Raw genomic sequence first — 25,482 nt, 5'->3', positions numbered from 1 at the left:
CCATAACTCATTAAACAAACAGGTGATCGTCAGTGCACAATCATATTATTGATAGTATTCGAAAAATTAAACAGCTCCCGCCACCGAGCGGACTGTCGCGCGAAATCATTCGCATTGTTGCTGACGACCAAGTTGATCTTATTGATCTGGTCAGTATTATCAATAAAAGTCCTGCGATCACGGCACGTATTTTACGTTGTGCTAATTCCGCCTACTATGGCCAACGAGGTGAGATCTCCACCGTACGTGAGGCAATTATTCGTGTTCTAGGCCTAGGAATCACCCGCAGCTTAGCTCTCGCAATGGCTCTGACGAGTTCATTTAATATTCAAAAGAGTGCTGGTTTTGATGCTGAGCGTTACTGGTTTAATGCGGTTACAACGGCAAGCATTGCCCAGGGCCTTTCCCATTTTTTGCGTATTCGTGTTAAGCCTGCCCCCGCCACCGCCTACACAACGGGACTAATTCATAATATCGGTATTCAAGCTCTGGTTCATTGTTTTCCAGAACAGATGGAAACTGTTTTTTCTAAACAAAATAAAAAGATTGCCCTTTCAGAGCTTCTTCGTGATGAACTTTCCATCAATCATCATCAAGCCTCAGCAACGTTAGCGCAAAGCTGGGATCTGCCTGAGGAGATTATTCAGGCAATGTCAAGCCTCGATATCAATATTGACTTAGATGTAAATGCTCCGCTCGTTCACCTTGTGTGGCTGAGTTCGCAAATATCAGATAATCTCTATCGCAACCAAAATGATCCATTGAAAGATCTAAGCATCAATGACGAATTCATTAGCATGGATCATGTCCAGAAAGTAATTTCGGATATTGAGGAAAAACTTGAGGGTCTACACGAACTTTCTCAGCTTATTACTAACGGAGGGGGGAACTCATGAGCCAAGATCTAACACTCTCTTCTACGGTCATCAATTTGTCCGACACTTTTGATGATCTACTCGAATCATTATCAACGCTACAGCAACTTGGTGACCTGCGCGCCGACATCCTTGATGAACAACAGATTATGCGAGAAGCGCTGCAAATCCTCTATCAATCCTACAAAGCAACCAGTTGCACGATTTATGTTTGGCCAAGTGATCAAACCAAACAAACGCTACCAACAGCAACACAAGACCTTATAGCAATTGATTCGAATGGAACAATTCACCAACGTGCCGCAACACAAAACGAATTTCTCTTTATAAAAAACACGATTGCAGAACAATCGATGCAACATTGCGATGACTGCTGTACTTTAGGCGATGAATATCAATGTACAGACCATGAGAAGTCGATCATCAGTGTCCCGATCAAAATAAAAAATGAATTGGCTGGCGTCATCACCATTAGCCACAGCAATCGAGCGCATTTCAACTCGTGGGGTTACCGTTTGATGCAGATATTTTCTACATTTCTAAGTCAGCAATTAACAATTTGCCGTCTTAAAAAACAACTTAAATAACAAAAAAGGTTCGGTCGCCATTGGCAACCGAACCTTTTTTTTACGTTATCCAACACGCACGTTCTCTTATGCTGATTCCTCAGCAATAAACTTTTCTGCCGTTGCAACATCCTCGCAACAACCAATAAAAACGGGAGCGCACATGTCGATGCCTTCAGGCTCAATATCGAGAATCGGCATCGATCCATTTGATGCCGCGCCACCTGCTTGCTCAACAAGGAAAGCCATCGGATTCAACTCATAGAGCAAACGTAATTTCCCATGTGGCCGACCTTTGAGGTGTGGGTACATAAAAATACCACGCCCCTTCATCAATATTTGATTAATATCGGGAACAAAACCGCCACTGTAACGAAGTTTGTGTCCACTTGCCTCTAAGCTCAAAACATACTTTTCAGTTCCAGAGGTGTAGAGATTGCGTTGCCCGCCAGGAGAGTAAATTCCCCCGACACCATCAATGGTGACATCTTCTTGAACAAGGGTGTATTCCATTAATTGGTTCATACCGAATTCATGAACACCATCACCAGTAGAATATACAAGCGTCGTCCGTGGCCCGTACAAAACATACATGGCTGCAACCTGCTCACGCCCTTTCAAGAGCACATTATCCCCTTTATAGATTGAGATAATGGTTCCAACGGCTAAATTGACATCGACCAGAGACGAACCATCGAGAGGATCATACGCCACGGAGTAACAATCATCGCCATCACACTCAAAGCGAATAATATCGTTATTTTCTTCAGAAACCATACTGGCACACACACCAGAGTTTTTTAGCCTCTTCTGCAAAATTCGGTCAGATAAAACATCAAGTGCTAACTGCTCCTCACCATAAAGGTTTGAAGTACCCGCAACGCCAAGATCTCCAGTACGGATGGAGTTGATGATATATTTCGACGCTTCAGAAATTTCACAGATAATCCTGATTAAGTTTCTATCAACACCACGTTGACGTAAATGACGACGTAAATCCGTTTGGAATTTAGTTGATCCAGCCTCGCCCATAAAATAATCTCCCTAATATAAATACGAAAAAATTCGTTACATTAACATTGATCGCTACAGCAGATCTGCGTGGCGGCAACAACCGCCAACGGAATTGTTAAAAATTGGACAAACGGGATGAAAAGCATACACATCACCGCAAGACCAAAGCCAAGAGTACTCATCTTATGCGCAAAAATAAACTGACGTTGCTCCTTAAAGCCAAGATGCTTGCGACTATATATATATCCCGTATATTCAACAATCAAAAAGAACACGGTTAACACCACCGAACACGCGGCATATATCGCCGAACCAATTCCAGGTAAGAGATTAAAACCAAGGATTAAGATCATCAACAAAATGAAAATCGACATTTTACGAATTTCGTCTTTCATAACTCGCCATAAATCCACACCAATCTGGCGCAATGAAAATGGTTCATCATTCAACTGATCAGTCAACAACTGTTCAGTTTTTTCGGATAAGATATCATTAAAAGGGGCGGCAATGAGATTCCCAATGACCGTAAATGTAAAAAACACCACCACCAAGGTGATCAGGGCAGCTACCAATTTCACAGCTGCCGCAACAATATGCCAATACCAAGTATCGTACGGAGCAAGATACTGGCCAACCAAGTCACCAAAAAGATCAAAGCCCCAATAGACTGAGCCACAGAACACAATAACGTTAATGATCAATGGAATAGCAATATATTTATACAATCGGGGATTTTTACCAACAAAGCGGAACGCATTCCACAGTGAAAAAAAACCCATGATAAATCCCCGAACACCTTTTTGAGCAGCAACCATTGGTACAACACCTCTTAGTAGAAGAACTAATTTTAAGAACCAAACACCAGCCATCAGTGCAACAGCACAAAGAAAATCGCACTCTAGCATGGTTTGTAGCCGAAACCAACTAAAGGCCATAGCGCTGTGTTCACTTATTTCATCACATCTATCTCTTTTCTCCTTGCTACTCATTGCGCTTTTTCCTATACTGAATGTACGTAAATTGCTCTCTGCTCAACAGGTGACATCTTGACGCCCACGCGGAATAATTTTTCACCGGAGTTTTTTTCGAAATGCGGTGTGCAAGCCCTCCTTTTTAGAGGGACGCCTAATGCGTTTCCCGAAAACACCACCTAATGTCCCTCGTAGTGAGGCCAAAGATGCACGGTTGACGTGGAGAGCTCTCAAATAAAAAGGCATCAGGATTTTTCCCGATGCCTTTTTACGTTTTTGGATTACAGCAAAGACCGACACTCTATTCCAGTATTAACCCCTTACCTTTAACGGTCCACACCATGTCTTTACAGCACGTACCCGCTTCAGAAGAGCTTTCGCAAGAAAGTTCATCATCTGACATTCACCATATTCAAGACGGCTCACGAGAAATCATCCTTATCGGCACAGCGCATATCTCACGCGAATCCGTCGATACAGTCACCCAAGCGATTGAACAACACCAACCTGATTGTGTGTGTGTTGAACTTGATGAACAGCGCTACCAAGCACTTAAGGATCCCAACCGCTGGGAAAAACTCAACATCATTCAAATTGTCAAAGCGGGTCAAGTGCCCTTTTTAATGGCCAACCTCGCTTTAGCCTCATTCCAAAAAAGAATGGGACTACAAACTGGAGTTAAGCCTGGCGAAGAACTTGCGGCGGCGGCCAAAACGGCGGAAGATAACGGCATTGAGGTTACTTTAGTTGATCGCAATATTCGCATTACCCTGTTAAGGGCGTGGCGAAAAACAGGATTGTGGAAAAAACTCAATCTTGTAGCGACGTTATTTGCTGGTATGTTTGAGAAAACAGAGCTAGATGAACAGGAGCTCGCAAACCTACGCCAAAGCGATAACTTATCATCAATGCTCGAAGAGATGGGCGACCTACTTCCTGCGGCAAAAGAGACTCTTGTCGATGAACGCGATGCGTGGATGTCTCACCATATTCAGAACGCTTCAGGTAACAAGATTCTTGCAGTAGTCGGAGCTGCTCATATCCCAGGCATTAAGCGCTGTCTGAAAAATCCGGTCGCGAAAGAACTAATTGAAGAGATGGGGATCATCCCCCCTAAACCCACCATTTCCAAAGTGATCCCTTGGCTTATCCCAGGTGTTGTCATTGCCCTGTTCATTGTTGGCTTCTTTTTTGGCGACCGCAGTCGTCTTCTCGATGCCGCCAGTGCATGGATTATTGCGAATGGTACCCTGTCAGCCATTGGAGCGATCATCGCTTGTGGACATCCATTGACAATCATCGCAGCATTTGTAGCAGCCCCACTCACCTCGCTCAATCCAACCATTGGTGCAGGGATGGTCACAGGATTAGTGCAAGCCTTTATTGCTCCACCGACAGTAAAAGATATGGAACAGGTTGCTGACGATATTGCCACCGCAGGTGGCTGGTGGCGCAACCGAGTTACCCGAGTATTACTGGTCTTTTTCTTCTCATCTATGGGATCAGCAATTGGAACCTTTGTTGCCTTTGGCTGGTTAAAAGATCTGCTGTAATTACAGTTGCATCGCGATACGAAGTTGTATACAATCTCTCAGATCAATATGTAACTATAGCGGGAGGGAACGAAGCACATGACTGAAAAAATCGATCTTCAAAAAGCCATTAAAGAAGCCATGCAAACTGAAAAGAATGCCATGGATTACTATAAGTATGGTGCTGAGAAAATGCATGATGAGAAGGCCAAGCGGTCTTTTGAAATTCTTGCAACAGAAGAGAAGCAACATGCACACATGTTCTTCAGTATCTACAAAGGGGATGACATTCCCGACTTTGAGGCATTCATTTCATCAGCTCCTGATACCGAATCGACTTGGTGGAAAGCACTTCAAAGTGCCATACTAGGTGACTTCGATGAGCGTAAAGCGATTGAACTCGCCATTGAACAAGAAGCACAGCTCGAAAGTGATCTATGCGCCATGGCTGAAAAAATAGATGATGAGGCGGTTAAAAAAATCTACTTAGCCAATGCTCGTTCAACGCATCATCACTATGAACTCTGCATGGAAGAGCGTAACGCTCTATTCGGAGCTTCAAACTAAATATCAAACGGAAAAAGCCCGCTTTAAGCGGGTTTTTTTTGTTAAAAGTAAAACCTTTTAACTCAATTTTTAACCGAAAGCGCACAAGAAGAGATACAATACCCACTCACAACTTGCTGGAGACCTATTATGGCTGTAAAGATCATCATTATCCGCCAAGTTCCACAAGAAAAAGAACCTGAGATCCGCCCCCTTCTACTTAAAATGCGCTCGTTAGCCCATGCCCAATCGGGTTATATCTCGGGTGAAACCCTCATCAATTTTGACAATCCAAACGAACGCATCGTCATCAGCGCGTGGAAATCAATTGAAAACTGGAACCATTGGTTAAACAACCAAGAGCGGCTGTCGCTTCAGATGGAAGTCGATCAGATATTAGGGACAGAAACCCTTTATCAAATTTACTATAACGGCTGATAAAACAGACGCGTTCATTGCACTAACATGACCTCAATTTGATCACCAATCATCACTTCATGTAACAGTTGATGCCAGTGACCGAATTCATCATTCAAAGTGAGAAATCATATGCAGAACAAGATCGACACACTTCTGGCTCTTCGCCAACAAGCGCTTCAAGGTGGCGGTATTGACCGTCAAAAAAAACGGCATAAAAGTGGCCGTTTAAATGCCCGTGAGCGGATCGAACTGTTACTTGATGATGGCAGTTTTGAAGAGTTTGATGTTTTTAAAAAACATCGCTGCACCCAGTTCGGTATGGAACAAAAACACCTCCCAGGTGATGGAGTAATTACTGGCTATGGCACCATCAGCGGGCGGCTGATCTATATTTTTTCTCAAGATTTTACTGTTGTTGGTGGGTCGCTATCTGAAACACATGCTGAGAAAATTTGTAAAGTGATGGATATGGCGCTTAAAAATGGTGCGCCAATTATTGGTTTAAATGATTCTGGTGGTGCTCGTATTCAAGAGGGGATCGAAAGCCTTGCTGGTTATGCTGAAATTTTCCAGCGTAACGTTATGTGCTCGGGGGTGATTCCACAACTCTCTGCCATTATGGGACCCTGCGCAGGTGGTGCCGTGTACAGTCCAGCATTAACCGACTTCACCCTAATGGTACGAGACCAAAGCTACATGTTCCTTACCGGACCAAAAGTGGTTAAAGCTGTAACCCACGAAGATGTTGATGTTGAAACACTTGGAGGTGCTGAGGTTCATACGACGCGCAGTGGCGTGGCTCATCTTGCTGTTGATAATGAACGGATGGCGATCACCGCATTACAACAGTTGCTGTCGTATCTACCACAGAACAACATGGTTCCACCGCCAATCAAAGAAACGGATGATCCACCAACGCGCAATATTACTCAACTCAACAGCCTCATTCCTAGCGACAGCAATCGTCCCTACGACATGAAGCACATCATTGAACTCATCACCGATGATGGGATTTTTTTTGAAATTCAGCCCGATTATGCTCAAAACCTCATCATCGGATTTGCTCGATTTAATGGCATCGCTGTCGGATTAGTTGCCAATCAGCCAAATCATATGGCTGGTGTTCTTGATAACAATTCTTCGATCAAAGGGGCTCGTTTTGTCCGTTGCTGCGATGCCTTTAATATCCCCATCGTTACCCTCGTCGATGTTCCAGGGTTTATGCCAGGAACGGTGCAAGAGTACGGCGGCATTATCCGTAATGGGGCAAAAATCCTTTACGCCTATGCTGAGGCAACGGTACCAAAAGTCACCATTACCACTCGCAAAGCATACGGCGGTGCCTACTGTGTCATGAGTTCTAAGCACCTAAGAGGGGATATCAACTACGCATGGCCATCGGCTGAAATTGCCGTCATGGGTGCCAAAGGAGCGGTTGAACTCCTCTATGGCAAAGAGATTGCCAACGATCCTCAACTCATGCAGGAAAAAGAAGCGCACTACAACGAAACCTTTGCGACCCCTTACGCCGCTGCACAGCGCGGCTATATCGACGATGTCATCTTACCTGAACGGACTCGGCTACGAATCTGTAAAGCTTTAACGATGCTATCAGACAAACAAGATACTAATCCGCCTCGTAAGCACGGCAATATTCCTCTATAGGGTAGGATAACATCATGTTTAAGTTTGAAAATATTAGTGCTGGAAATGGCTATGAAATAAGCCTCACGGGAATGGCGATTGTTTTTAGTGGGTTACTGCTTATCAGTCTGTTCATTATTCTACTGCCACGCATGCTTGCCCTGCTTGATCGTTTGACAGCAAAGGGAAGTCCGCCAACAACAGGGACCGAAACATCAGCATCGGCTCCGGCTCCTGCAACTGAGGCGGAAATTATGGCGGCGATCTCTCTTGCGATCCACATTGAATTAGAACGTTGTGGCGGCGATCTTCAACGTATCACCATGGCAAAACGCCCCTCTTCAGGATCGTTTTGGCACACTGCGGGAAAAATGCGCAGCCTCTCCAACAGGAGCCCTTATGCGTAAATATCAACTCACCATTAATGACAAGCAGATTACAGTCAATCTTCTCGAGTTAACTGCCGAGGCTGCTGAAGTAGAGGTGGATGGCACCAACTACCGCATCACCATTGATTCCATTAGTCAAGATAGAGACAGCGCCGACTCAACACCGCCGCGCAGCTTAGCAAATTCAGCACCATCGCCATCTCCAACAACCACCCCAAGTGGTAACAGCGATGGAATCCTGTGCGCGCCGATCCCTGGTTCCATGCTTGCCCTGTACGTAAAAGTTGGAGATACCGTTAAGGCGGGACAGCCTCTATTTAAAATGGAGGCAATGAAGATGGAAAATGAGATCAACAGCCGCGTCAACGGAACCATTACCGCGATACTTGTAAGTGCGGGTGATAGTGTCGCTCAAGGACAAGAGTTGATCCACATTAGCCCAGCGGAAAATAATCGCCGTGAATCGGATCAATAACAGCGAAGGAGTGCTCAATGAATACCTTTAGTCAATTCTTCGCCGGTACGGGATTTGTCGGCATGACCTGGGGCAATGCCTTAATGATTGTGATCGGCATTGTGTTTATCACCCTAGCGATTGTCAAAGATTACGAGCCCCTGTTACTCGTACCCATCGGTTTTGGTGTTCTCGTCGGCAATATTCCCCCTGTCGCTGGGATGGCACTCAGTGTTTACGATGACGGCAGTGTATTACAATACATCTATTTTGGTGTCAGTCAGGGTGTTTTCCCACCCCTTATTTTTCTCGGCATTGGAGCGATGACCGATTTTTCAGCCATGCTCTCCAACCCTAAATTGATACTCCTTGGCGCTGCGGCTCAGGTAGGGATATTCCTAACCCTCATGGGGGCACTAGCCCTAGGCTTTACCTCGCAAGAAGCCGGTGCTATTGGCATTATTGGTGGCGCAGACGGACCGACAGCGATATTCTTATCGTCAAAACTCGCTCCGCACCTACTTGGCTCTATTGCCATTGCTGCGTATTCCTATATGGCCTTGGTTCCGGTGATCCAACCGCCAATCATGATGCTATTGACCAGCAAAAAGGAGCGGCTTATTCACATGAAAGCGCCGCGTCATGTCAGCCGCCGTGAGCGCGTGATCTTCCCTATTGCCGCATTTTTAATCTGCGCTCTCATCGCTCCCGGTTCAATGGTACTCATCGGCATGCTGTTTTTCGGTAATCTGCTCAAAGAGAGCTTAGTTACTGACCGTTTAGCCAATACAGCGCGTAATGCCATGATCGACATCGTTACGATTTTACTCGGATTTTCTGTTGGCGCGAGTACCAGTGCCGATCATTTCCTGACACCGCAATCTATTTTGATCTTTGCCCTTGGTGCGATCTCATTTTGCATTGCCACCGCAGGGGGAATTCTGTTTGCTAAGTTTATGAACCTCTTCCTAAAGGATAAAATCAATCCTCTCGTCGGTGCTGCGGGCGTTTCTGCGGTACCCGATTCAGCTCGTGTGGTTCATACTGTTGCCCAAAAAGAGGATCCAACCAACTTTCTTCTCATGCATGCCATGGCTCCAAATGTTGCCGGCGTCATCGGTTCAGCTATAAGCGCAGGTGTGCTTTGGACAGTATTGGTTAAATAACTTCTTTCACAAAAACGCAAAAGGGCCGCTTCTCACGAAGCGGCCCTTTTTTTGTTTTTTAGCTATCGGAACGTTTACAGTAGATCGGCAATCTCTGGAGCCATGCCAATATAGCTAGCAGGAGTCATCTCGGTCAGGCGCTTCTTGTCATCAGCGGGAAGATCAAGACCTTCAACAAAATCACGAATGATCTCTTGAGTAATTTTCTGACCGCGGGTCAACTCTTTGAGTTTCTCATAAGGATTTTCGATACCAGCCTTACGCATCACCGTTTGAATTGGCTCAGCCAACACTTCCCACGCCTGATCTAAATCAGCGGCAAGGTTGTGCTCGTTCAGCTTCAACTTACTCAAACCTTTCAACACCGAATGATAAGCGATCATACTGTAACCAAAACCAACCCCCATATTACGTAATACGGTTGAATCGGTCAGATCACGTTGTAGACGTGAGATAGGTAACTTAGTCGCTAGATGACCAAACATGGCATTAGCAAGACCACTGTTGCCCTCAGAGTTCTCAAAATCGATGGGGTTAACCTTATGTGGCATGGTAGAAGAACCAATTTCGCCCTTAATGGTCTTTTGACCAAAATAACCCATTGAGATGTAGGTCCAAAGGTCGCGATTCATATCGGTCAAAATGGTATTCCAACGCGCCATGGCATCAAACAACTCAGCCATATAATCATGCGGCTCAATTTGGGTGGTAAATAGGTTTTGCTTCAAACCAAGACCATCCTCAATCACTCGTTGCGCTAATGCTGGCCAGTTGACATCGGGGTATGCGGACAAATGGGCATTGAAGTTACCCACGGCACCGTTAAGCTTACCTAAAATTTCAACAGTGGCAATACAGGTGCTTTGACGTTTCAAGCGGGCAACAAACACCGCCAGTTCTTTACCGATCGTAGTCGGTGAAGCCGTTTGTCCATGAGTGCGAGCCAACATCGATACTGAACGAAAATCATGTGCCAACTGAGCCACTTGCTCCTCGATCTGTTGTTGAAGAGGAACTAAAGCACTCAAGCCATCCTTCAACATCAACGCATGTGACATATTGTTGATATCTTCAGAGGTACATGCGAAGTGGATAAATTCTGTAATATCTGCCATTGACGTTGTGTCAAGCTGGCGCTTCAAGTAATACTCAATCGCTTTGACATCGTGATTGGTTTCACTTTCAATATCTTTAACAATTTGAGCTTGCTCAGGGGTAAAGTTATCGACAATCGCCCGCAAAGTTTCTTGCTCATCGGTACTTAACGCGCGGCACTCAGCAATACCAGCTTCTGCACACAACTCCAACAGCCACAAAACTTCGACCTTCACACGGTTGCGCATGAGAGCGTATTCTGAAAAACAGTCGGATAAAACAGAAACTTTTGACGCATAGCGCCCATCAATTGGGCTGATTGCCGTAATCATTATTCTCTCTCCTTGAAGTTGACCTATTTAAAGGGTGGTCGTTTCACAAAATGAATTAACTGGCGCAATATATCGCATCCCCCAAGTCGCTGCAAGGTGGTAATCACTCCGACAGCCTGCTAGTGGTTCTTACTTGAGCTGAAGATGAGTAACTGCTATTTTAACAAAGATCTTACACAATGACTTTCAGGTTTTGGCCTACCCTTATCACGTAGGCAGTCAACCTTGCTTTTTAACGCAAGATAAACGGCCTGAACCACTTATCTTTTCAGGAGTCCACGATGAAAATTATTATTAAACTCTTAGTACTCATTCTCGTTGTTGCAACAGTGGTTATTGGTGCGGCAACGTTTTATCTCGATACTATTGCCAAAAAAGCGATTGAGTTTGGTGGCAGCGAAGCGTTAGGTGTTGCAACCACAGTTGATGACCTTGATATCTCGATTTTTAATGGCAGCACCAGCTTGTCAGGATTTTCCATCGCCAACCCACAAGGTTTTAGCGACAACTTGTTTATGGTTCTTAAGCAAGGAAAAGTGAATATTGACACCGAAACATTAATGTCAGATATCATCCATATTTCAGAGATCTCATTTGTTGGTCTCCACCTCAGCCTTGAACAAAGTAGCCAAAGTTCCAACGTCAAAGCGCTACTCGGTAATGTTCCACAATCCAAATCATCGTCGTCAACAACACAGTCTGATACACCCGCATCACCCCCATCAAGTCAAAGCACTAAAAAGTTTGTTGTTGATCGCTTGATCCTTGACGACATCGCCGTCAGCGCTAAAATTCAGGCACTCGGCACGAAATTGAGTGATGTAAGCCTCACCGTTCCACGCATCGAATTGACCAATATCGGCCAACAGCAGGGCGGTATGATGATGCCTGAATTAGTGGAATTTATTGTCACCGAGGTGATCAACGCCGTCGCCAAAAACTCAAGCAGTCTCTCGCCAGCGCTCGCCAGTATGCTCAAAGGTGACTTAGCAAGCATTGACGGCATTAAAGCAGGTGCGATGGGTGCGGCCACGGTCGAAGCTAACCGCGCAGCAAAAAAACTCATTGACGACCTTGAACTCCCTGAAGGCAGCAACACTGAACTAGAAGAGACAGCAGACACCTTGATCAAAGGGTTATTTAAATAACTGGCGCAAGCCAACTGTTTAACAGAGGATCGTAACCATGACCACATTTAGCATTAATCAACAACTTGACAACGATTGCATAACCCTGGGCACATTTGGTCGCAGCCAACTATTATTATTTAACAACTCGTTGGTGCCATGGTTTATCCTCGTTCCTGAAACTGAGGCATGTGAAATCTTCGACATGAAGCCAGATGAGCAGACCATTTTATTTGATGAAATCAACACACTCGGTCGCTTTGTCGATCGCGAATTTAACACCGACAAAGTGAATACCGCTGCCATTGGCAATATTGTCCGCCAACTCCATGTTCATGTTGTCGGTCGCTATGAAGATGATTACTGCTGGCCAAATGTGGTGTGGGGAAACACAGAAAAAAAAAGCTATACCACCTCTGAAATTCAATCGATTATTATCCGCTTAACCACCAAAGTAGACGATTATTTCTGCCCAGCATGTGAACACATCACCAATTAATTAACATGCTTCCTTATGGCGGCGATTACATTAATAATTCAAACACAACCTGCTAACGTTGCGTTATTTTTTTACCGTTCGATGTGCCGAACAATAGAGGCGCTGACTCGTGAGAGTCAGCGCCTTTTTAGTAATTGATCAGTCGAGCAACCCTTCAAGTTCAGGATCAAAAATTTCCCACACCCTCTTCTCTAACTGAGCAAAAAATTGTTCTGAAGTAATATTAGGCAACTGAATATGGGTATTGGGATTTTTATGGACCTCCGCTGGCAAGGAAAATTCATTTTTTTCATAGCCCTGACGTAACTCCAATGCCAAGCCGAGGAGAAAAGCCCGACGCACAGCAGCTCGAATCAGTTGCGCATCGACCTCAAAGCCAAACTCGCTGCGCAAGCAGTCAACCACCATCTGGGTTCCGATACCGTTATTAATATCGAAGAATTTGCACAACCCAATCATGTCGAAACCAACGATATGCAATTTATCCTCGGTGATCCCCTTTACCCACGAATCAATATCGGTCTTGCCTTCACGGGTTAACAATCCATAGGTTCCCATCGACATATGACCACCAGCAATCGCCCACGCATAACCTGGGTTGCTTTCTGGCTGATACGCTGCCAGCTCTAACCCCTTAACATGGTAAGCATAGTCCGTTTCCCCCATCTGCTGCGATAGCCGCATAGAGCCGCAACCAACCTCAGGTAACGTTCCCTCACCAGCTTGAATAATCAGTTGGCGTATCTTTTCATAATCGCCAAATTGCGCCCCGTTAAGGATCGGCTGATCACTATGACGTTCGTTATAGGAAAGTACATACGAGATAGTTACCCCCAACGAAATAGCATCCATACCGTAATTATCGCTAAGTTGAATTAAACGAGCAGCCTGCCCCGCCTCATGGATACCGATATTAGTACCGAGCAGGTTAAGTGGTTCATAGTCGAACTTACCCAAAAACTCGCCACGACTGCCATCAGTATTTTTTTCTGAAATGTTATTATGGCAGGTGATGCCACAGCGATAGCAGGCTTGGGACTCAATAAAATAATCTTTCTCCACATTTTCACGAAACAGTTTTTCGGGGAGTTCGTTACCCTGCGGTCGAAAGTTGTTCACCGGTACAGCATGGAAAGCCTGAAGGACATCATAAGCAGCCCAAGTACCACCACCGCCACCACGCTTGATCGGCTGTAAACGCGCCGCGCCGCCTCCCTTAATAACATTGCGGTTCACCTTTTTCACCTCGGCAGTTACCGGCTTGATCTTATCCTCGCTCTGAGCCACCAGAGCGACCACATTCTTATAGCCCATGATGCTACCCATGCCACCACGGCCAGCAAAACGGCATTTATCTTCGCCCGATTTCAACTGATTTTCAGTACTCAGCGCCACGGCCCCCATATAGACATTTTCCCAATGCTCGCCAGCCTGACCAATCGCGGCAAAATGGGCATTATCATACGTTTTATGCAATGCCATGATTTTATCATGCGTGGAAAGACCAAGCAGATGCTCCGCTGGCCTTAATTCAATCTGAGGTCCTGTCGCTGTCTCCTTAATCAACACATAAACTGGCTTAGGTGAACGGTTTTCGATCACCAGTTCATCCAACCCTGTCCATTTGAACTTAGCGCCAAACTTACCACTACCCGCCGACCACATCGCTGCGGGTAATCCCTTTATTGACCCTTTTATCGGACTATAACTGGAAAAATAGCTGCGCATCCCAGTCATGGCAGTGCTACCAGTCAACAACCCCGTATTAACAATAAGTGGGTTTTCATCGCAGTAAGCGTTCTCAATGCGACGCTGAGCCAGATCTTGAAACGAACGGCCAAAACCACCAAGAACGTCCTCAAGGTTGCGACAAGGGACATCTTCAATGGTGTGTTGTCCATTACTTAAATCAACAGTACCTCGGGTATACAGCACCTTTTCTGGGTGCGCCGCTGGATCGGTAGTATTCATTTCCATCAAGATCTCCTCCCCCTACTCACATAAAAATAACGTATCAATTTAAAAAGTAGTACAGGACTGTAATGACAAAAAGTTATCGCCATCAATTTGGATCGGCCACAAGCTAACCGCCCTCAATGAGCGGCATCAAGGTCAAACAATCCCCATCCTGAAGCTGATCTTCCTCGCTGGCATGCGTTCCATTAATTAGGATAATCCCCAACAATCTCCGTGACAATTTAAGGGTTTCAATCACATCAGCTGCTCGACTACCACCAACCAAAGTGCAACGTTGTTCCTTAAATCGATCAATCCTAAACACGCCAACCAATTTTACCGTAACGGTCATCTCCCTCACATACCTCTCTACTGCCTATCACGACTCACTTACCTATCAAAAGATGCTGTCGTAAAAGATGGTTAATCAATAATTTGCCCAATTGTACCGATAAAAACAAGTAAAGAGTGATGTTTGAACAAAAGTTAGCCAACAACAGATCAGATAAAGGGCAAACCCCCTTGCCCATTGACAAAAATTCTGCAATAGTCCCGAACAGACAATGAAATCACCCAAGGAGAATGACGTGGACTGGAAACGTTTTTTCGATAATTTAGGCATGAATGGTACCCGCTGGCAATGGCGAATTATGCGCTGGCAACGACAACTCAAACAGATGGCACGTGGCGAGCGAGTCCCGAACTCAAGTCTCACCCTGAGCCAAGTTCTATTAATCATGAATCTCGCCCTGTTTTCGGTGATGATTCTGCGTGGTGCAACAGCAGGTGTCGGCATGTCAACCTTGATGCGACCAGGAGGAGAACTTCTCGTTCAGTCTGGTGGCCAATGGTGGCCCCTAGTGGTCCAAAACGGTGAATGGTGGCGCTGTATCACCTACGCCTTCACCCACGGTGGCATTATCCATCTCGGCTTTAACATGATGGTCCTTTATCAAATCGGCCCTCAACTTGAAGAGGAGATCGGTCCCAGCGGCTTTCTCACTCTATATGTGGTTACGGCACTCGCCGCGACAGCACTCGGTTACTTCTGGCATCCTATGACCGTTGTCGTTGGAGCCTCAGGAGCACTGTTTGGTATGATCGGCTTCTCCATCACTTACTTTCACCGTATCGGTGGCCACCATGCACTAGCACAACGCGATCAGATGCTACGCTGGGCAATCTTTGCTTTTATCTTTGGCTTTATCGTCGGTGCCGACAATGCGGCCCACCTTGGTGGCGCTGTCAGCGGTGCACTATTTGGTTTAGTTTTCCCCATCGCCATGCGCGTGCGCCGTAACCTCGCTCCGCTAATCAATACCTTGGCGGTATTAAGCGGCCTCGCAATTATCACAAGCATCGGTCTACTCATATTAAGCTGGTTTCGCTAGAGGATAGTATGGCAAAAGAAAAATTCCCAACAACAGCGGCCATACGCCAGCTTAAACAGCACAAAGTAAACTACACGCCACACCTTTATCCTTACGAAGAAAAAGGCGGTACACGTGCTTCATCTACACAACTTGGAGTCGATGAGAACTGTGTGATCAAAACCTTAGTGATGGAGGATGAGAGCAAACATCCCCTTATCATCTTAATGCACGGCACCTGCGAAGTTTCAACCAAAGAACTTGCCCGCACCCTCAACGTTAAACGGATCACTCCCTGTGCCCCCCCCGTTGCTCAAAAGCATACAGGGTATCAAGTAGGCGGAACCTCCCCTTTTGGCCTATTAAAGCCACTACCCGTTTATGTTGAACAATCCATCCTTGAGTGTGGGGAGATCTATATCAATGGTGGTAAACGGGGATTTTTAGTGAGCTTGCAGGCCGACTCTTTAACTCAAGTATTGCTAGCAACAGCTGTGAATGTGGCAATTCAACGATAAAAACGATCACTCTCGCTCTGCATCAAAGATCCCCAAAAATCAAATTCCACATTTTTAGCACCGTTGCCAAACAACACAACCAACCCTAAATTAAATTTTTCAGCATTCATTAGATTTAGTGAAAAACAGTTTGACATACTGTACTCTGTTACGACTTATCTCACCTCAGCACTGTTACATCACAATGTTTTAAGGAGAAGTCCATGAACAGAGGCATCCAAGCCATTGTGTTGGGATTATTTCTGTCACTATTGCTCGGCTGTTTTGGAAACACCCCTCTCAAAACGCTTAACTACCCTTCTCAAAACGATACAAAACATAAAAACCTTATTATTTTCCTCAGAGGATTGGGTGGAAATCACCATGACTTCGTTCGCGAAGGGTTTGTCGACAGTGTGAGGCAACGTAACCTCCCCTTCGATATGACAGCGCCTGATGCCCACTTTGGTTACTATTTTGCGCAAACCATTACCAACCGTCTTAACACTGACATTATTGCCCCCGCTAAAGTGAACGGTTATGAAAAGATTTGGTTGATCGGCGTTTCGATGGGAGGGTTGGGCTCGCTCATGTACGCGCGCGAGCACCCTGAAGATGTAGACGGTATCTATGTGATCTCCCCTTTTTTAGGCTATGAGGATATTATTGATGAGATCACAGCTGCAGGGGGAGTCCAGCAATGGCAACCGGGCGAGTATGACCCTAATGAAGACTGGCAACGGATGTTCTGGCACTGGCTAAAACAATGTTCAGAGGGGCAGAAGCCAATGCCAAACCTCTACCTCGGTTTTGGCTCACAAGACCGTTTCCACCCTGCTCATCAGCTGTTAGGTGACTTGCTCCTCACAGATCATATCTTTACTATTGCCGGGGGACACGATAAGAAAACGATAAAAAAACTGTGGCTACTTTTTCTTAAACATGATGTTTTGTAACGAACCATTCGTTGTCAAAACAATCGACACAACTACCATTTATTATAGCAATGAATAGCAAACATCTTATTATTCTGGAGGCTTTATGTTTAGACGCTCAACAATAATGATACTACTGCTCATAATCGGCTTGTCTACCGTCTCTTTAGCACAATCTGCTCCGACAGGATTATGGAGCCTTGGCATCGCCAATGACAGTTTTTTTAATCAAGACCGTGGCTATACCAGTGGCCTTGACCTCTCATTTACCCCGACCAATGCGTGCTACACCATCAGTTTAGGTCAAGATATATTTACCCCTGAAACGCGCAGTACCCTACAACCACCTTACGGCGAACACCCCTACGCCTCGTGGTTGTACGTAAAAGGGGAGCACCGTTATTCAATCGTCCCCACACTATTAATCACCTCAAGTTTAAGTTTAGGAACCACTGGCGAACGGGCACAAGGAAAAGAGGTCCAAGACTTTGCTCATCAGGTGCTTGATTTTAACGAATATTCAGGCTGGGACAGTCAGGTCTCAAATCGTTGGGGCTGGGTCGCCAGCGTTAAAGGGCAATGGTTATTACCGATAGTTGAATTCAATGCAGCGGGTGTTGATCTTATCACCCACGTTCAGGGCCGTGGTGGTAATGTTCACGTTGATGGTGAGGCGGGTGCAACCGTTCGCTTCGGATACCACCTGCCCCAACTCAAAGCGCAAAAGAATATTCCAGCAACTACCAGCCTATACGTGACAGTTACGGGCAGTCGAAAAATAGTTGATAAAAACGTCCTACTAGAGGGGGTAAGCAGCAGTGATTATCATGTTGCCCCTGAACGCGGCGTTAATACATTAATTTGCGGCGTTCATTGGCTCTATGATGCCTATCAGGTCGACCTTGATTTTCATTTCCCTGAAAAGGAATTTAAAGATCAGGACTACACCAACTCATACGGAATACTGCGCTTAAGTTACTGGTATTAACTGCTTGGGAGAAACACAACACAGTATAAATAATAATGGAATCTCAGATGAGTCAAACGATAAACATTCAGGACGTACAACGTACTGTCGAAGCGTTAAAACACGCCGAAGCTTTGGTCATTTGCACTGGTGCGGGGATGGGAATTGATTCAGGTTTGCCTGATTTCCGTGGTGATGAAGGCTTTTGGAATGCCTACCCGATGTATGAAAATTTGGGGGTTAATTTTTACGACGCAGCAAACCCTATTCACTTTGCTTGTGACCCTGAGTTTGGTTGGGGATTTTATGGCCATCGTACAAATCTTTACCGTGCCACCACTCCACACAACGGATATTCTTTGCTCAAAGAATGGTCAGGGCGTTTGGAATTAGACACCTTTGTGGTCACCTCAAATGTCGATGGCCAATTTCAAAAGGCGGGATACGATCCTAACAAAATACTAGAGGTACACGGCTCAATCCACCATCTGCAATGCCTGAGGCCATGCAGTCGTGAAATTTGGCCGAACAATGAAGAGATACCCGTCACCCTAACGACGATGCGCGCCCAACATTTGCCCAGTTGTCGTCATTGTCATCAACTGGCTCGTCCCAATATTTTAATGTTTGGTGATTCAAGCTGGCTATCCAATCGAACGGATGAACAACAGCAGCGCTTTAATCAATTTTTGATTGGTAATAACGGTAAAAAATTGGTGGTCATCGAACTCGGCGCTGGAACAGCTGTGCCGACGATTCGTCACCTCACTCAAACACTGAGCCGTAAAGATGAGGTGCTGGCAGTTCGCATCAATCCTCGCGAACCACTCATTAGTTCTCCTCATATCAGCTTTGCTCATGGCGCTTTAGAAGCGTTAACCGCAATTGATCAGCAATTGCGCTAATCGGCCTCGCCCCCAGAGAAGTCATTGTTAGTATTCAATAACTCGTCGAGCTGGAGAGTCGCAATATAGTTGTGGCGAATCGCGTGTAATCGTTCAGCAACCTTAGTCACTTCGACGGGAAGGTGACTGGATTTTTCACGCGGTGTGAGAATTCGTTGCAGATTCAGTGCTTCAATGGGCAGTATAGGGATGACCATCTCAGTATCGACAGTTTCTTCGCATGCCACGATCACCACTCCTTGTTGCTGTAAATGCTTGAGGACCTCTTGTGCTGATTCAGCAGGGACATCTACTTGTTCAATCAACTCTTCAACCGACCAACACATCTCACCACGAACAAAACGATTATAAACCAATAACAACACCTCTAACACCTGTAACGGTTGCCACGCCACCGTATTGCCGTGCCAAAGTAATCGACCTAAATGTAACCGGTTTTGATGAGCCCAGCACACCTGTAAACCAAGCAATGCAATCATCCACGAAAGGTAGACCCAAATCATAAAGATCGGCAATGCCGCCATCGTGCCATAGATTGCATTGTACTTTGCTACGCCATATTGAAACGTTACGTAGCCCCACTGGGTAATCAACCATAGTGTACCAGCACTCATACCACCAATAACGGCCGAAAAAATATTAACCTTTGTGTTGGGGATAAACATATACAAGAAGATAAAAGCTGCCCAAATAACTATAAACGGCAACACCTCAAACCCTAATAGCAACAGATCGCCAAAAACGGGCATATCCAACAACCATTGCACGAGGTCTTGATTGCGTAACGAAGTGTTCATAGAGATGGCAGCAATGAGGAACAGCGGGCCAAGGGTCACAACAGAAAAGTAATCGGCAAAGCGACGAAACAGCGTTCGCGTTTCGCTCACCCTCCAGAGGCTATTAAAACTTTTCTCAATATTGGAGATCAACGCTAAAACCGTAAACACCAACATCACCAAACCGACCGAACCGAGGCGAGCCACGTTGGTATTATTGATATAATCAATAATTTTAAGTACAACATCTTCGGGAACCACAGTCAGATTTTCTAACAACAGTGGTTCGATGGTGTTATGAACACCAAGCCCTTTTAGTAAGGCAAACATGATCGCCAGCAACGGAATAAAAGCAAGCAGAGTACTAAAGGTTAATGCCGCAGCTTTTTGAACACAGTCATTGCGCTGGAAACCGAGTACCGCAGCAATCGGAACGCGAATAGCGTTTGAGCACAACCGATCTTCACCATCTCGCCACACGTCGCCCTGCAGCCATTTCCGTGCCTGTTTCACCTGTTTCAACATATAAGCACTCCATAAAATAAATAGAAAATTCTCTCTAATCTAGCACGGCTTGATCATCTCACCGATGAAAAACATGGCTAAGCTAAAACAAAACAGCCCCACGATTATTAATCGCAGGGCTGTAGAATAAAAAGCTATTCAATTTTTTTAGAACTTACCAAACTCATCGTCATCAAGTGAAATACGCGGTGTCGATTGCCCGCCACCCCACGCATCATCACTCACTGCCACAGGTGGGATATACGCAGGAGTTGTCGCTGCACGATGAGAATATGCTGGCGGGGAACTCATTACTGGTGATCCACCGCCACGACTCAAGGTAAAGCGAGCGAGCATTTCACGTAGATCATTAGCTTGAGCCGCCAACTCTTCACTGGTCGCAGCGCACTCAACGGCATTCGAGGTATTGGATTGTGTTACTTCGTCAATTTGACTTAATCCGACACTTATTTGTGAAATACCCTGTGCCTGTTCATCAGATGACGCCGAAATCTCACTCACCAAGTCGGAAACCTTACTGATACTGGTCACAATCTCATCTAACGCACCAGCGGTATCTTCGGCAATTCGACTACCATTACTCGCTTTTGCCACAGAACCTTCAATGAGTGTTGCTGTTTCACTTGCGGCCTTAGCACTTCGGGCAGCAAGGTTACGCACCTCTTCAGCAACCACAGCAAAACCTTTACCATGCTGACCTGCACGCGCTGCTTCGACCGCAGCATTTAAAGCGAGAAGGTTGGTTTGAAAGGCAATTTCGTCGATAACTTTTATAATCTTCGAAATATCCTTCGCAGAGTGATTAATATCACTCATGGCTTCCACCATATCGCGCATTTGACGATTGCCCTTTTCGGCCACTTGTCGTGCTTGCCCCGTTAACTGATTCACCTGAACAGCATTATCGGCATTCTGCTTGGTGCGCGATCCCATCTCTACCATTGAACTAGTGATCTCTTCTAGGGAACTCGCTTGCTCAGTTGCCGCCTGAGATAATGCCTGACTGGTATCGGAAATTTGATCGGCGCCGCCTGATATCTGCTCAGCTGCCATCTGTACACGGCCCATACTATCATTCAAAGAGGCATTTGATGCAGCAAGAGGTTCACGGATTAACCCTTTAGCCTCAAAGGTAAAGTCACCATCTGACATCTTCTTAAATGCAGTCAGTATCTCATCTTCAAGATTATCAGCAAAAGAATCCATCGTTGCCGCCATAACACCAATTTCGTCACTACGGTTCATTCGCAAGCGTTGATCTAAGTGCCCCGCTTCTAGCCCCTTAATCATTGAGATTAATTGCTGTACCGGCTTGATAATTAAGCGATTGATCACAAACCAACACACAATAAAGACAATCAACACTCCACAAATTCCAGCATAAAGAATGAGTTTTAACGTACCCATCTTTTCTTTAGCGGCTTGTTCATACAACTGCACCGCTGCATTCATCTGCGTCAATAAGGTCACATTGTTATTCAGTACATGGTCTAAAGCACCTATAAAGGCTGGATCGTCCACCTGAACACGCTCGATCGTTTGAATATTCGAGCTGAAATCACGCCACAGGCCTTCTACTTTTTTTAGCTGTGCTTTAATTTTTGGTTCTTGTGTTTGCGGAACCCCCATTGACTTGTCGCCATGGATGAGTGCTTTGAGGGAGGTATCGAAGAGTTGACGTGTTTTAGAAAGATCTTGGCGCGCCTGCTGCTCATTCGTTTGCGAGGCAACAGTTAAAGATTCCTTGGTCATTTTTTGGCTTAACATCCGTTGACGACCCGCAATATTTATAACAGGTGCATCTTGCTCTTGCGCGGCTAAAAAATAGAGTGAGGTTATACTACTTGCAGCAGCTGTAAAAACAGCGAGTCCAACTAACCCTAATAAAATAGTGCGAATACCAAAACGTGATTGACCTTCTGTACAAGCTTGAGCCGTGACCATACAGTTTACCTCTCTCAATGTGTCAACAAATAATAAATATGCAACAAGTCAATAGAGCATCCCATTGAAATACAACGTCTCTAATATAGTTCTCCGCTCTAATAAAAAGCAACTACAATTAATCTTTTACGGACTAAATGAATTTAAATTCAGATCGAATCTCAGAGCAAGAAATGTTGTAACTGAGGCAGCATTCGAGCAACACAGGCTTCGCCTTCAGTAATCGCTTCTTCTGCACGAAAAAACTCCAGCAAACCAAGATGTGAGAGCTTCGGAGTAAGAGTAATATCGGGTGGGTCGCCAGCCATACGGCTGCGAGTAATGCGATCTTGGGTGATATTGATGGAGCTAGCGAGGGTATCAAAGAAACCAGGAACACGAAGTTTTTCGGAATCGCCAAACAGACGAATAGAATACTCTTTTAGAGCCTTGCTAATATTCTCAGCAAACCCATCCTCATCAGCATCGTGTTCCTCAATTTGCGGTTCTGTTTTTTGCCGTTCTTGGTAAAAATGTTTGCCGACAATATCACCATTGAGATTGACCGCAATGACATACTCAGCTCCCAACGCACGGCATAATGATACTGGAACGGGATTAACTAATCCGCCATCAATAAGCCAGCGATCTTGCGAACGCACAGGAGGGAAAACACCTGGCAGGGAGATCGACGACCAAACTGCTTCGACCAATGACCCTTCGGTAAACCACACTTCACGCCCCGTTTCGAGGTCAGTGGCAACGGTAGCAAAGGTTTTCTCAAGGGTTTCGATTTTTTGTGTTTCATTACCAACGTATTGCAGAATGAACGACTGTAGTCGGTCAACATCGACAAAACCATTCATAGAAAAATTGAGTAAGCGCGCCACATCTATTTTCGAAAGGGATCGAACCCAACACTCAAGCTCCGTGAGGTTGCCCGCAGCATACGAAGCGCCAACCAAGCCACCAATAGAGCAACCACAAATGATATCAGGCTCGATACCCACCTTAGCCAAGCCATTAATAACACCAATATGACTCCAGCCTCGTGCAGAACCACTACCAAGAGCGAGCCCTATTTTAGTTTTTCGATTTTGATCTGCCACAACGCCCCCCCTTGAAATTCACTCAGCAATTAATAGGATCGGTTCATCACCTTAATATTAATAATGTGGTGGTTTCTCCTCCGCTGCACTGGTGGCTCCCGATCCGGCGCTAGGTTGGGCATTTATTTTTTTCAATATCAACTTGCAAAACTCTTCCAAGTCGTACAATTGTTTTTGCTGAACAGCGACGAGTTCGTTCAGTTCTTCGATACTATGCTCTTGAAAAGAAATACGCGATTCCAACTCGATAAAACGTTCCTGACTCATAAATAATAGGATCCTTAAACAAAAGATAAAATGATGACACACCGTCATTAACGTATTAAAAAGTGTAGCACAAAGTCAAAAAACAACGCACATAATTTAGCGAATGAGGGGGTTAACTGTTATGATATGTGCAGCACAAATCAAACCACGACGAAAAAGGTGACCAGATGAATTATTGGCTAATGAAATCAGAACCTGAAGCATTCAGTATTGACGACTTAGAGCAGATGGAGAACCAAACTGAACATTGGGATGGTGTCAGAAACTATCAAGCTCGAAACATGATGCGTGATGATATGAGATGCGGTGATCAGGTGTTTTTTTATCACTCGAACTGCAAAGTACCAGGAATCGTTGGCATTATGGAGGTGGTCCGCGAAAGCTATCCAGACTTCACCGCCTTTGATTCCAGTTCAAAATATTATGACGTGAAAAGCGATAGCAATCACCCACGCTGGTTCATGGTCGACATCCGCTTTGTCCGTCGATTAGACAGAACGATACCATTACAAGAGCTTAAACAGATTCACTGTTTAGAAGAGATGCCGCTAGTGCGCAAAGGTAACCGCCTGTCCATCATGCCCGTAAGTGCTGAGCATTGGCAATTTATTCTCGGATTAGAACCACACGCTAACAATGAGTAACACTTTTCGCTCTTTTGCCAATGATACGCCTACGTTAAGGGCGTGTCTTGGCTAAAGAGAATAACCAATTCTTCTGCTCGAACGCACAACATCATCAGAACGACCCTCCTGCGAACACAGCGCAAAGTTCCTCAACACAACACCAACAGACCAATCGAACAAATCCATCATCACGATTGACACAGCATCCTTCTCCTTCGGCACAAAAGAACCAATAAAGTTGACTGCGGTCACTTTTACATTGACAACAACTCCCTCATCTACAAAAATGACCGCAGTCAACTTTTATTAAGGGTCATTATGAGTGGTAAACGAGAGCAGAATAAACGCAAGAACCGACAGGCAATTCTTGACGCAGCGGAACAATTATTTATTCAACGCGGCTTTGAATTAACGCGTATCGACGATCTCGCTCGCGTGGCTGGAATAGGTAAAGGAACCGTTTATAGCTACTTTACCAGCAAAGAAGCTATATTGCTGGAGCTTATCTCCTTTTTCCGTATCGGTATCCATCAACAGTTTGCCGAGCTCAACGATCCCGATGCATCCATGACCGATCAACTGTTAACTCTGTTCATGTGCCAGTTCGACTTTGTCGAAAAAAACCCAGAACTCGCGCGGATCATGCTGCGTGAATCGATGTTTCCCATACAAAACACGGTTGAACAACGCAATCAAGTAGACACGCAATACCTCAACGCCGTAACAACTATTTTGCACCACGGGCAACAAAGTGGTGCATTGCGCCAAGACCTTGACCTACTCACCTGTACGCTACAGTTCTACAGCAACTATCTGATGATTGTTTCAGGTTGGTTTATCGGCTACACCAACAGCCGCGATGATATCTATAACAGTTTACGCCATAGCACCCTAGTAAGCCTATCGGGTTGTGCCAGCGAACCCTTTGCCGAACAGTATAAAGCCGCAACCCCCTATCAAAACCCTTACCTCACTTTACGTCACGAGGACTAAAAC

At 45.3% G+C, this 25,482-nt stretch carries 29 protein-coding genes and 1 other RNA gene; 19 read left to right on the top strand and 11 right to left on the bottom strand.

Annotated features, from left to right (window positions below):
• Positions 1-32: 32 nt before the first annotated feature.
• Complete coding sequence (locus ACZ5KY_RS07895) at positions 33-896, top strand: HDOD domain-containing protein (RefSeq protein ID WP_464243350.1); 864 nt, start codon at positions 33-35, stop codon at positions 894-896.
• A complete protein-coding gene (locus tag ACZ5KY_RS07890; RefSeq protein ID WP_464243349.1) occupies positions 893-1,462 on the top strand; it encodes a GAF domain-containing protein in 570 nt (189 codons plus the stop codon). The genes ACZ5KY_RS07895 and ACZ5KY_RS07890 overlap by 4 nt, the downstream gene beginning before the upstream one ends.
• A gap of 66 nt (positions 1,463-1,528) precedes the next feature.
• Here the strand turns inward: ACZ5KY_RS07890 and ACZ5KY_RS07885 are convergent, their stop codons facing one another.
• Together ACZ5KY_RS07885 and ACZ5KY_RS07880 are read right to left on the bottom strand one after the other, a co-directional pair.
• Positions 1,529-2,473 carry a class 1 fructose-bisphosphatase gene (locus tag ACZ5KY_RS07885; RefSeq protein WP_464243348.1) on the bottom strand — a complete coding sequence of 315 codons (945 nt, stop codon included), beginning with the start codon at positions 2,471-2,473 and terminating at the stop codon, positions 1,529-1,531.
• A 41-nt stretch (positions 2,474-2,514) separates the two neighbouring features.
• The gene (locus tag ACZ5KY_RS07880) at positions 2,515-3,444 is read right to left on the bottom strand and encodes an EI24 domain-containing protein (protein WP_464243347.1); all 930 of its coding nucleotides are present in this window, start codon (positions 3,442-3,444) and stop codon (positions 2,515-2,517) included.
• 32 nt (positions 3,445-3,476) lie between these two features.
• Here ACZ5KY_RS07880 and ssrS point away from each other — a divergent pair.
• From ssrS to ACZ5KY_RS07840, 8 genes are all read left to right on the top strand, one after another.
• Positions 3,477-3,656: non-coding RNA, 6S RNA (gene ssrS, locus ACZ5KY_RS07875), on the top strand.
• A 30-nt stretch (positions 3,657-3,686) separates the two neighbouring features.
• On the top strand, positions 3,687-4,979 hold the full coding sequence (locus ACZ5KY_RS07870) for a TraB/GumN family protein (protein WP_464243346.1): 1,293 nt from the start codon (positions 3,687-3,689) through the stop codon (positions 4,977-4,979).
• Positions 4,980-5,057: 78 nt separating this feature from the next.
• Entirely contained in the window at positions 5,058-5,525 is a 468-nt protein-coding gene (locus ACZ5KY_RS07865) for a ferritin-like domain-containing protein (protein WP_464243345.1), read from the top strand.
• A gap of 129 nt (positions 5,526-5,654) precedes the next feature.
• Positions 5,655-5,942, top strand: a complete 288-nt coding sequence (locus ACZ5KY_RS07860) for an antibiotic biosynthesis monooxygenase family protein (RefSeq protein WP_464243344.1) — start codon at positions 5,655-5,657, stop codon at positions 5,940-5,942.
• Positions 5,943-6,053: 111 nt separating this feature from the next.
• Positions 6,054-7,589 carry an acyl-CoA carboxylase subunit beta gene (locus ACZ5KY_RS07855; RefSeq protein WP_464243343.1) on the top strand — a complete coding sequence of 512 codons (1,536 nt, stop codon included), beginning with the start codon at positions 6,054-6,056 and terminating at the stop codon, positions 7,587-7,589.
• A 14-nt stretch (positions 7,590-7,603) separates the two neighbouring features.
• Positions 7,604-7,975: an OadG family protein gene (locus ACZ5KY_RS07850; protein WP_464243342.1), complete on the top strand. Its 372-nt coding sequence runs from the start codon at positions 7,604-7,606 to the stop codon at positions 7,973-7,975.
• Entirely contained in the window at positions 7,968-8,432 is a 465-nt protein-coding gene (locus ACZ5KY_RS07845; protein WP_464243341.1) for an acyl-CoA carboxylase biotin carboxyl carrier protein subunit, read from the top strand. Before ACZ5KY_RS07850 ends, ACZ5KY_RS07845 begins: the two co-directional genes overlap by 8 nt.
• Before the next feature lie 17 nt (positions 8,433-8,449).
• On the top strand, positions 8,450-9,577 hold the full coding sequence (locus ACZ5KY_RS07840) for a sodium ion-translocating decarboxylase subunit beta (protein WP_464243340.1): 1,128 nt from the start codon (positions 8,450-8,452) through the stop codon (positions 9,575-9,577).
• A 74-nt stretch (positions 9,578-9,651) separates the two neighbouring features.
• On the opposite strand, the gene purB is transcribed toward ACZ5KY_RS07840, so the two are convergent.
• Entirely contained in the window at positions 9,652-11,004 is a 1,353-nt protein-coding gene (gene purB / locus ACZ5KY_RS07835) for an adenylosuccinate lyase (protein ID WP_464243339.1), read from the bottom strand.
• 281 nt (positions 11,005-11,285) lie between these two features.
• On the opposite strand from purB, the gene ACZ5KY_RS07830 reads away from it, so the two are divergent.
• Together ACZ5KY_RS07830 and ACZ5KY_RS07825 are read left to right on the top strand one after the other, a co-directional pair.
• Complete coding sequence (locus tag ACZ5KY_RS07830; RefSeq protein ID WP_464243338.1) at positions 11,286-12,152, top strand: hypothetical protein; 867 nt, start codon at positions 11,286-11,288, stop codon at positions 12,150-12,152.
• 37 nt (positions 12,153-12,189) lie between these two features.
• Complete coding sequence (locus tag ACZ5KY_RS07825; protein ID WP_464243337.1) at positions 12,190-12,630, top strand: HIT domain-containing protein; 441 nt, start codon at positions 12,190-12,192, stop codon at positions 12,628-12,630.
• Positions 12,631-12,768: 138 nt separating this feature from the next.
• On the opposite strand, the gene ACZ5KY_RS07820 is transcribed toward ACZ5KY_RS07825, so the two are convergent.
• Entirely contained in the window at positions 12,769-14,607 is a 1,839-nt protein-coding gene (locus ACZ5KY_RS07820) for an aldehyde ferredoxin oxidoreductase C-terminal domain-containing protein (protein WP_464243336.1), read from the bottom strand.
• Between the two features lie 106 nt (positions 14,608-14,713).
• A complete protein-coding gene (locus ACZ5KY_RS07815) occupies positions 14,714-14,938 on the bottom strand; it encodes a MoaD/ThiS family protein (RefSeq protein WP_464243335.1) in 225 nt (74 codons plus the stop codon).
• Between the two features lie 235 nt (positions 14,939-15,173).
• On the opposite strand from ACZ5KY_RS07815, the gene ACZ5KY_RS07810 reads away from it, so the two are divergent.
• Together ACZ5KY_RS07810 and ACZ5KY_RS07805 are read left to right on the top strand one after the other, a co-directional pair.
• Entirely contained in the window at positions 15,174-15,977 is an 804-nt protein-coding gene (locus ACZ5KY_RS07810) for a rhomboid family intramembrane serine protease (protein WP_464243334.1), read from the top strand.
• Positions 15,978-15,985: 8 nt separating this feature from the next.
• Positions 15,986-16,474, top strand: coding sequence for an aminoacyl-tRNA deacylase (locus ACZ5KY_RS07805; protein WP_464243333.1), 489 nt, complete (start codon positions 15,986-15,988; stop codon positions 16,472-16,474).
• Here ACZ5KY_RS07805 and ACZ5KY_RS07800 read toward each other — a convergent pair.
• Positions 16,465-16,611 carry a hypothetical protein gene (locus ACZ5KY_RS07800; protein ID WP_464243332.1) on the bottom strand — a complete coding sequence of 49 codons (147 nt, stop codon included), beginning with the start codon at positions 16,609-16,611 and terminating at the stop codon, positions 16,465-16,467. The genes ACZ5KY_RS07805 and ACZ5KY_RS07800 overlap by 10 nt on opposite strands.
• Positions 16,612-16,677: 66 nt before the next feature.
• Between ACZ5KY_RS07800 and ACZ5KY_RS07795 the strand changes: the two genes are divergently transcribed.
• The 3 genes from ACZ5KY_RS07795 (at position 16,678) to ACZ5KY_RS07785 (ending at position 19,260) form a co-directional block, all read left to right on the top strand.
• Positions 16,678-17,409: an alpha/beta fold hydrolase gene (locus ACZ5KY_RS07795; protein WP_464243331.1), complete on the top strand. Its 732-nt coding sequence runs from the start codon at positions 16,678-16,680 to the stop codon at positions 17,407-17,409.
• Between the two features lie 85 nt (positions 17,410-17,494).
• The gene (locus ACZ5KY_RS07790) at positions 17,495-18,376 is read left to right on the top strand and encodes a lipid A-modifier LpxR family protein (RefSeq protein WP_464243330.1); all 882 of its coding nucleotides are present in this window, start codon (positions 17,495-17,497) and stop codon (positions 18,374-18,376) included.
• A gap of 47 nt (positions 18,377-18,423) precedes the next feature.
• A complete protein-coding gene (locus ACZ5KY_RS07785) occupies positions 18,424-19,260 on the top strand; it encodes an SIR2 family NAD-dependent protein deacylase (RefSeq protein ID WP_464243329.1) in 837 nt (278 codons plus the stop codon).
• Here the strand turns inward: ACZ5KY_RS07785 and ACZ5KY_RS07780 are convergent.
• The 4 genes from ACZ5KY_RS07780 to ACZ5KY_RS07765 all read right to left on the bottom strand — a co-directional run bounded on the left by ACZ5KY_RS07780 (position 19,257) and on the right by ACZ5KY_RS07765 (position 23,860).
• Positions 19,257-20,561, bottom strand: coding sequence for a YihY/virulence factor BrkB family protein (locus ACZ5KY_RS07780; RefSeq protein ID WP_464243328.1), 1,305 nt, complete (start codon positions 20,559-20,561; stop codon positions 19,257-19,259). The genes ACZ5KY_RS07785 and ACZ5KY_RS07780 overlap by 4 nt on opposite strands.
• Positions 20,562-20,708: 147 nt before the next feature.
• Positions 20,709-22,505, bottom strand: coding sequence for a methyl-accepting chemotaxis protein (locus ACZ5KY_RS07775; protein ID WP_464243327.1), 1,797 nt, complete (start codon positions 22,503-22,505; stop codon positions 20,709-20,711).
• Positions 22,506-22,666: 161 nt separating this feature from the next.
• On the bottom strand, positions 22,667-23,593 hold the full coding sequence (gene rssA, locus ACZ5KY_RS07770; protein ID WP_464243326.1) for a patatin-like phospholipase RssA: 927 nt from the start codon (positions 23,591-23,593) through the stop codon (positions 22,667-22,669).
• 57 nt (positions 23,594-23,650) lie between these two features.
• Positions 23,651-23,860: a SlyX family protein gene (locus tag ACZ5KY_RS07765; RefSeq protein ID WP_464243325.1), complete on the bottom strand. Its 210-nt coding sequence runs from the start codon at positions 23,858-23,860 to the stop codon at positions 23,651-23,653.
• Between the two features lie 167 nt (positions 23,861-24,027).
• On the opposite strand from ACZ5KY_RS07765, the gene ACZ5KY_RS07760 reads away from it, so the two are divergent.
• Entirely contained in the window at positions 24,028-24,504 is a 477-nt protein-coding gene (locus tag ACZ5KY_RS07760; protein WP_464243324.1) for an EVE domain-containing protein, read from the top strand.
• Between the two features lie 51 nt (positions 24,505-24,555).
• Here ACZ5KY_RS07760 and ACZ5KY_RS07755 read toward each other — a convergent pair whose 3' ends face one another.
• Positions 24,556-24,687 carry a hypothetical protein gene (locus tag ACZ5KY_RS07755; RefSeq protein ID WP_464243323.1) on the bottom strand — a complete coding sequence of 44 codons (132 nt, stop codon included), beginning with the start codon at positions 24,685-24,687 and terminating at the stop codon, positions 24,556-24,558.
• Positions 24,688-24,804: 117 nt separating this feature from the next.
• On the opposite strand from ACZ5KY_RS07755, the gene ACZ5KY_RS07750 reads away from it, so the two are divergent.
• Entirely contained in the window at positions 24,805-25,479 is a 675-nt protein-coding gene (locus ACZ5KY_RS07750) for a TetR/AcrR family transcriptional regulator (protein ID WP_464243322.1), read from the top strand.
• Positions 25,480-25,482: the final 3 nt, after the last annotated feature.

The organism is Desulfuromonas svalbardensis (assembly GCF_055389415.1).
Note: the sequence above shows the minus strand (reverse complement) of the source record. Positions and strands in the feature narration are given on the sequence as shown.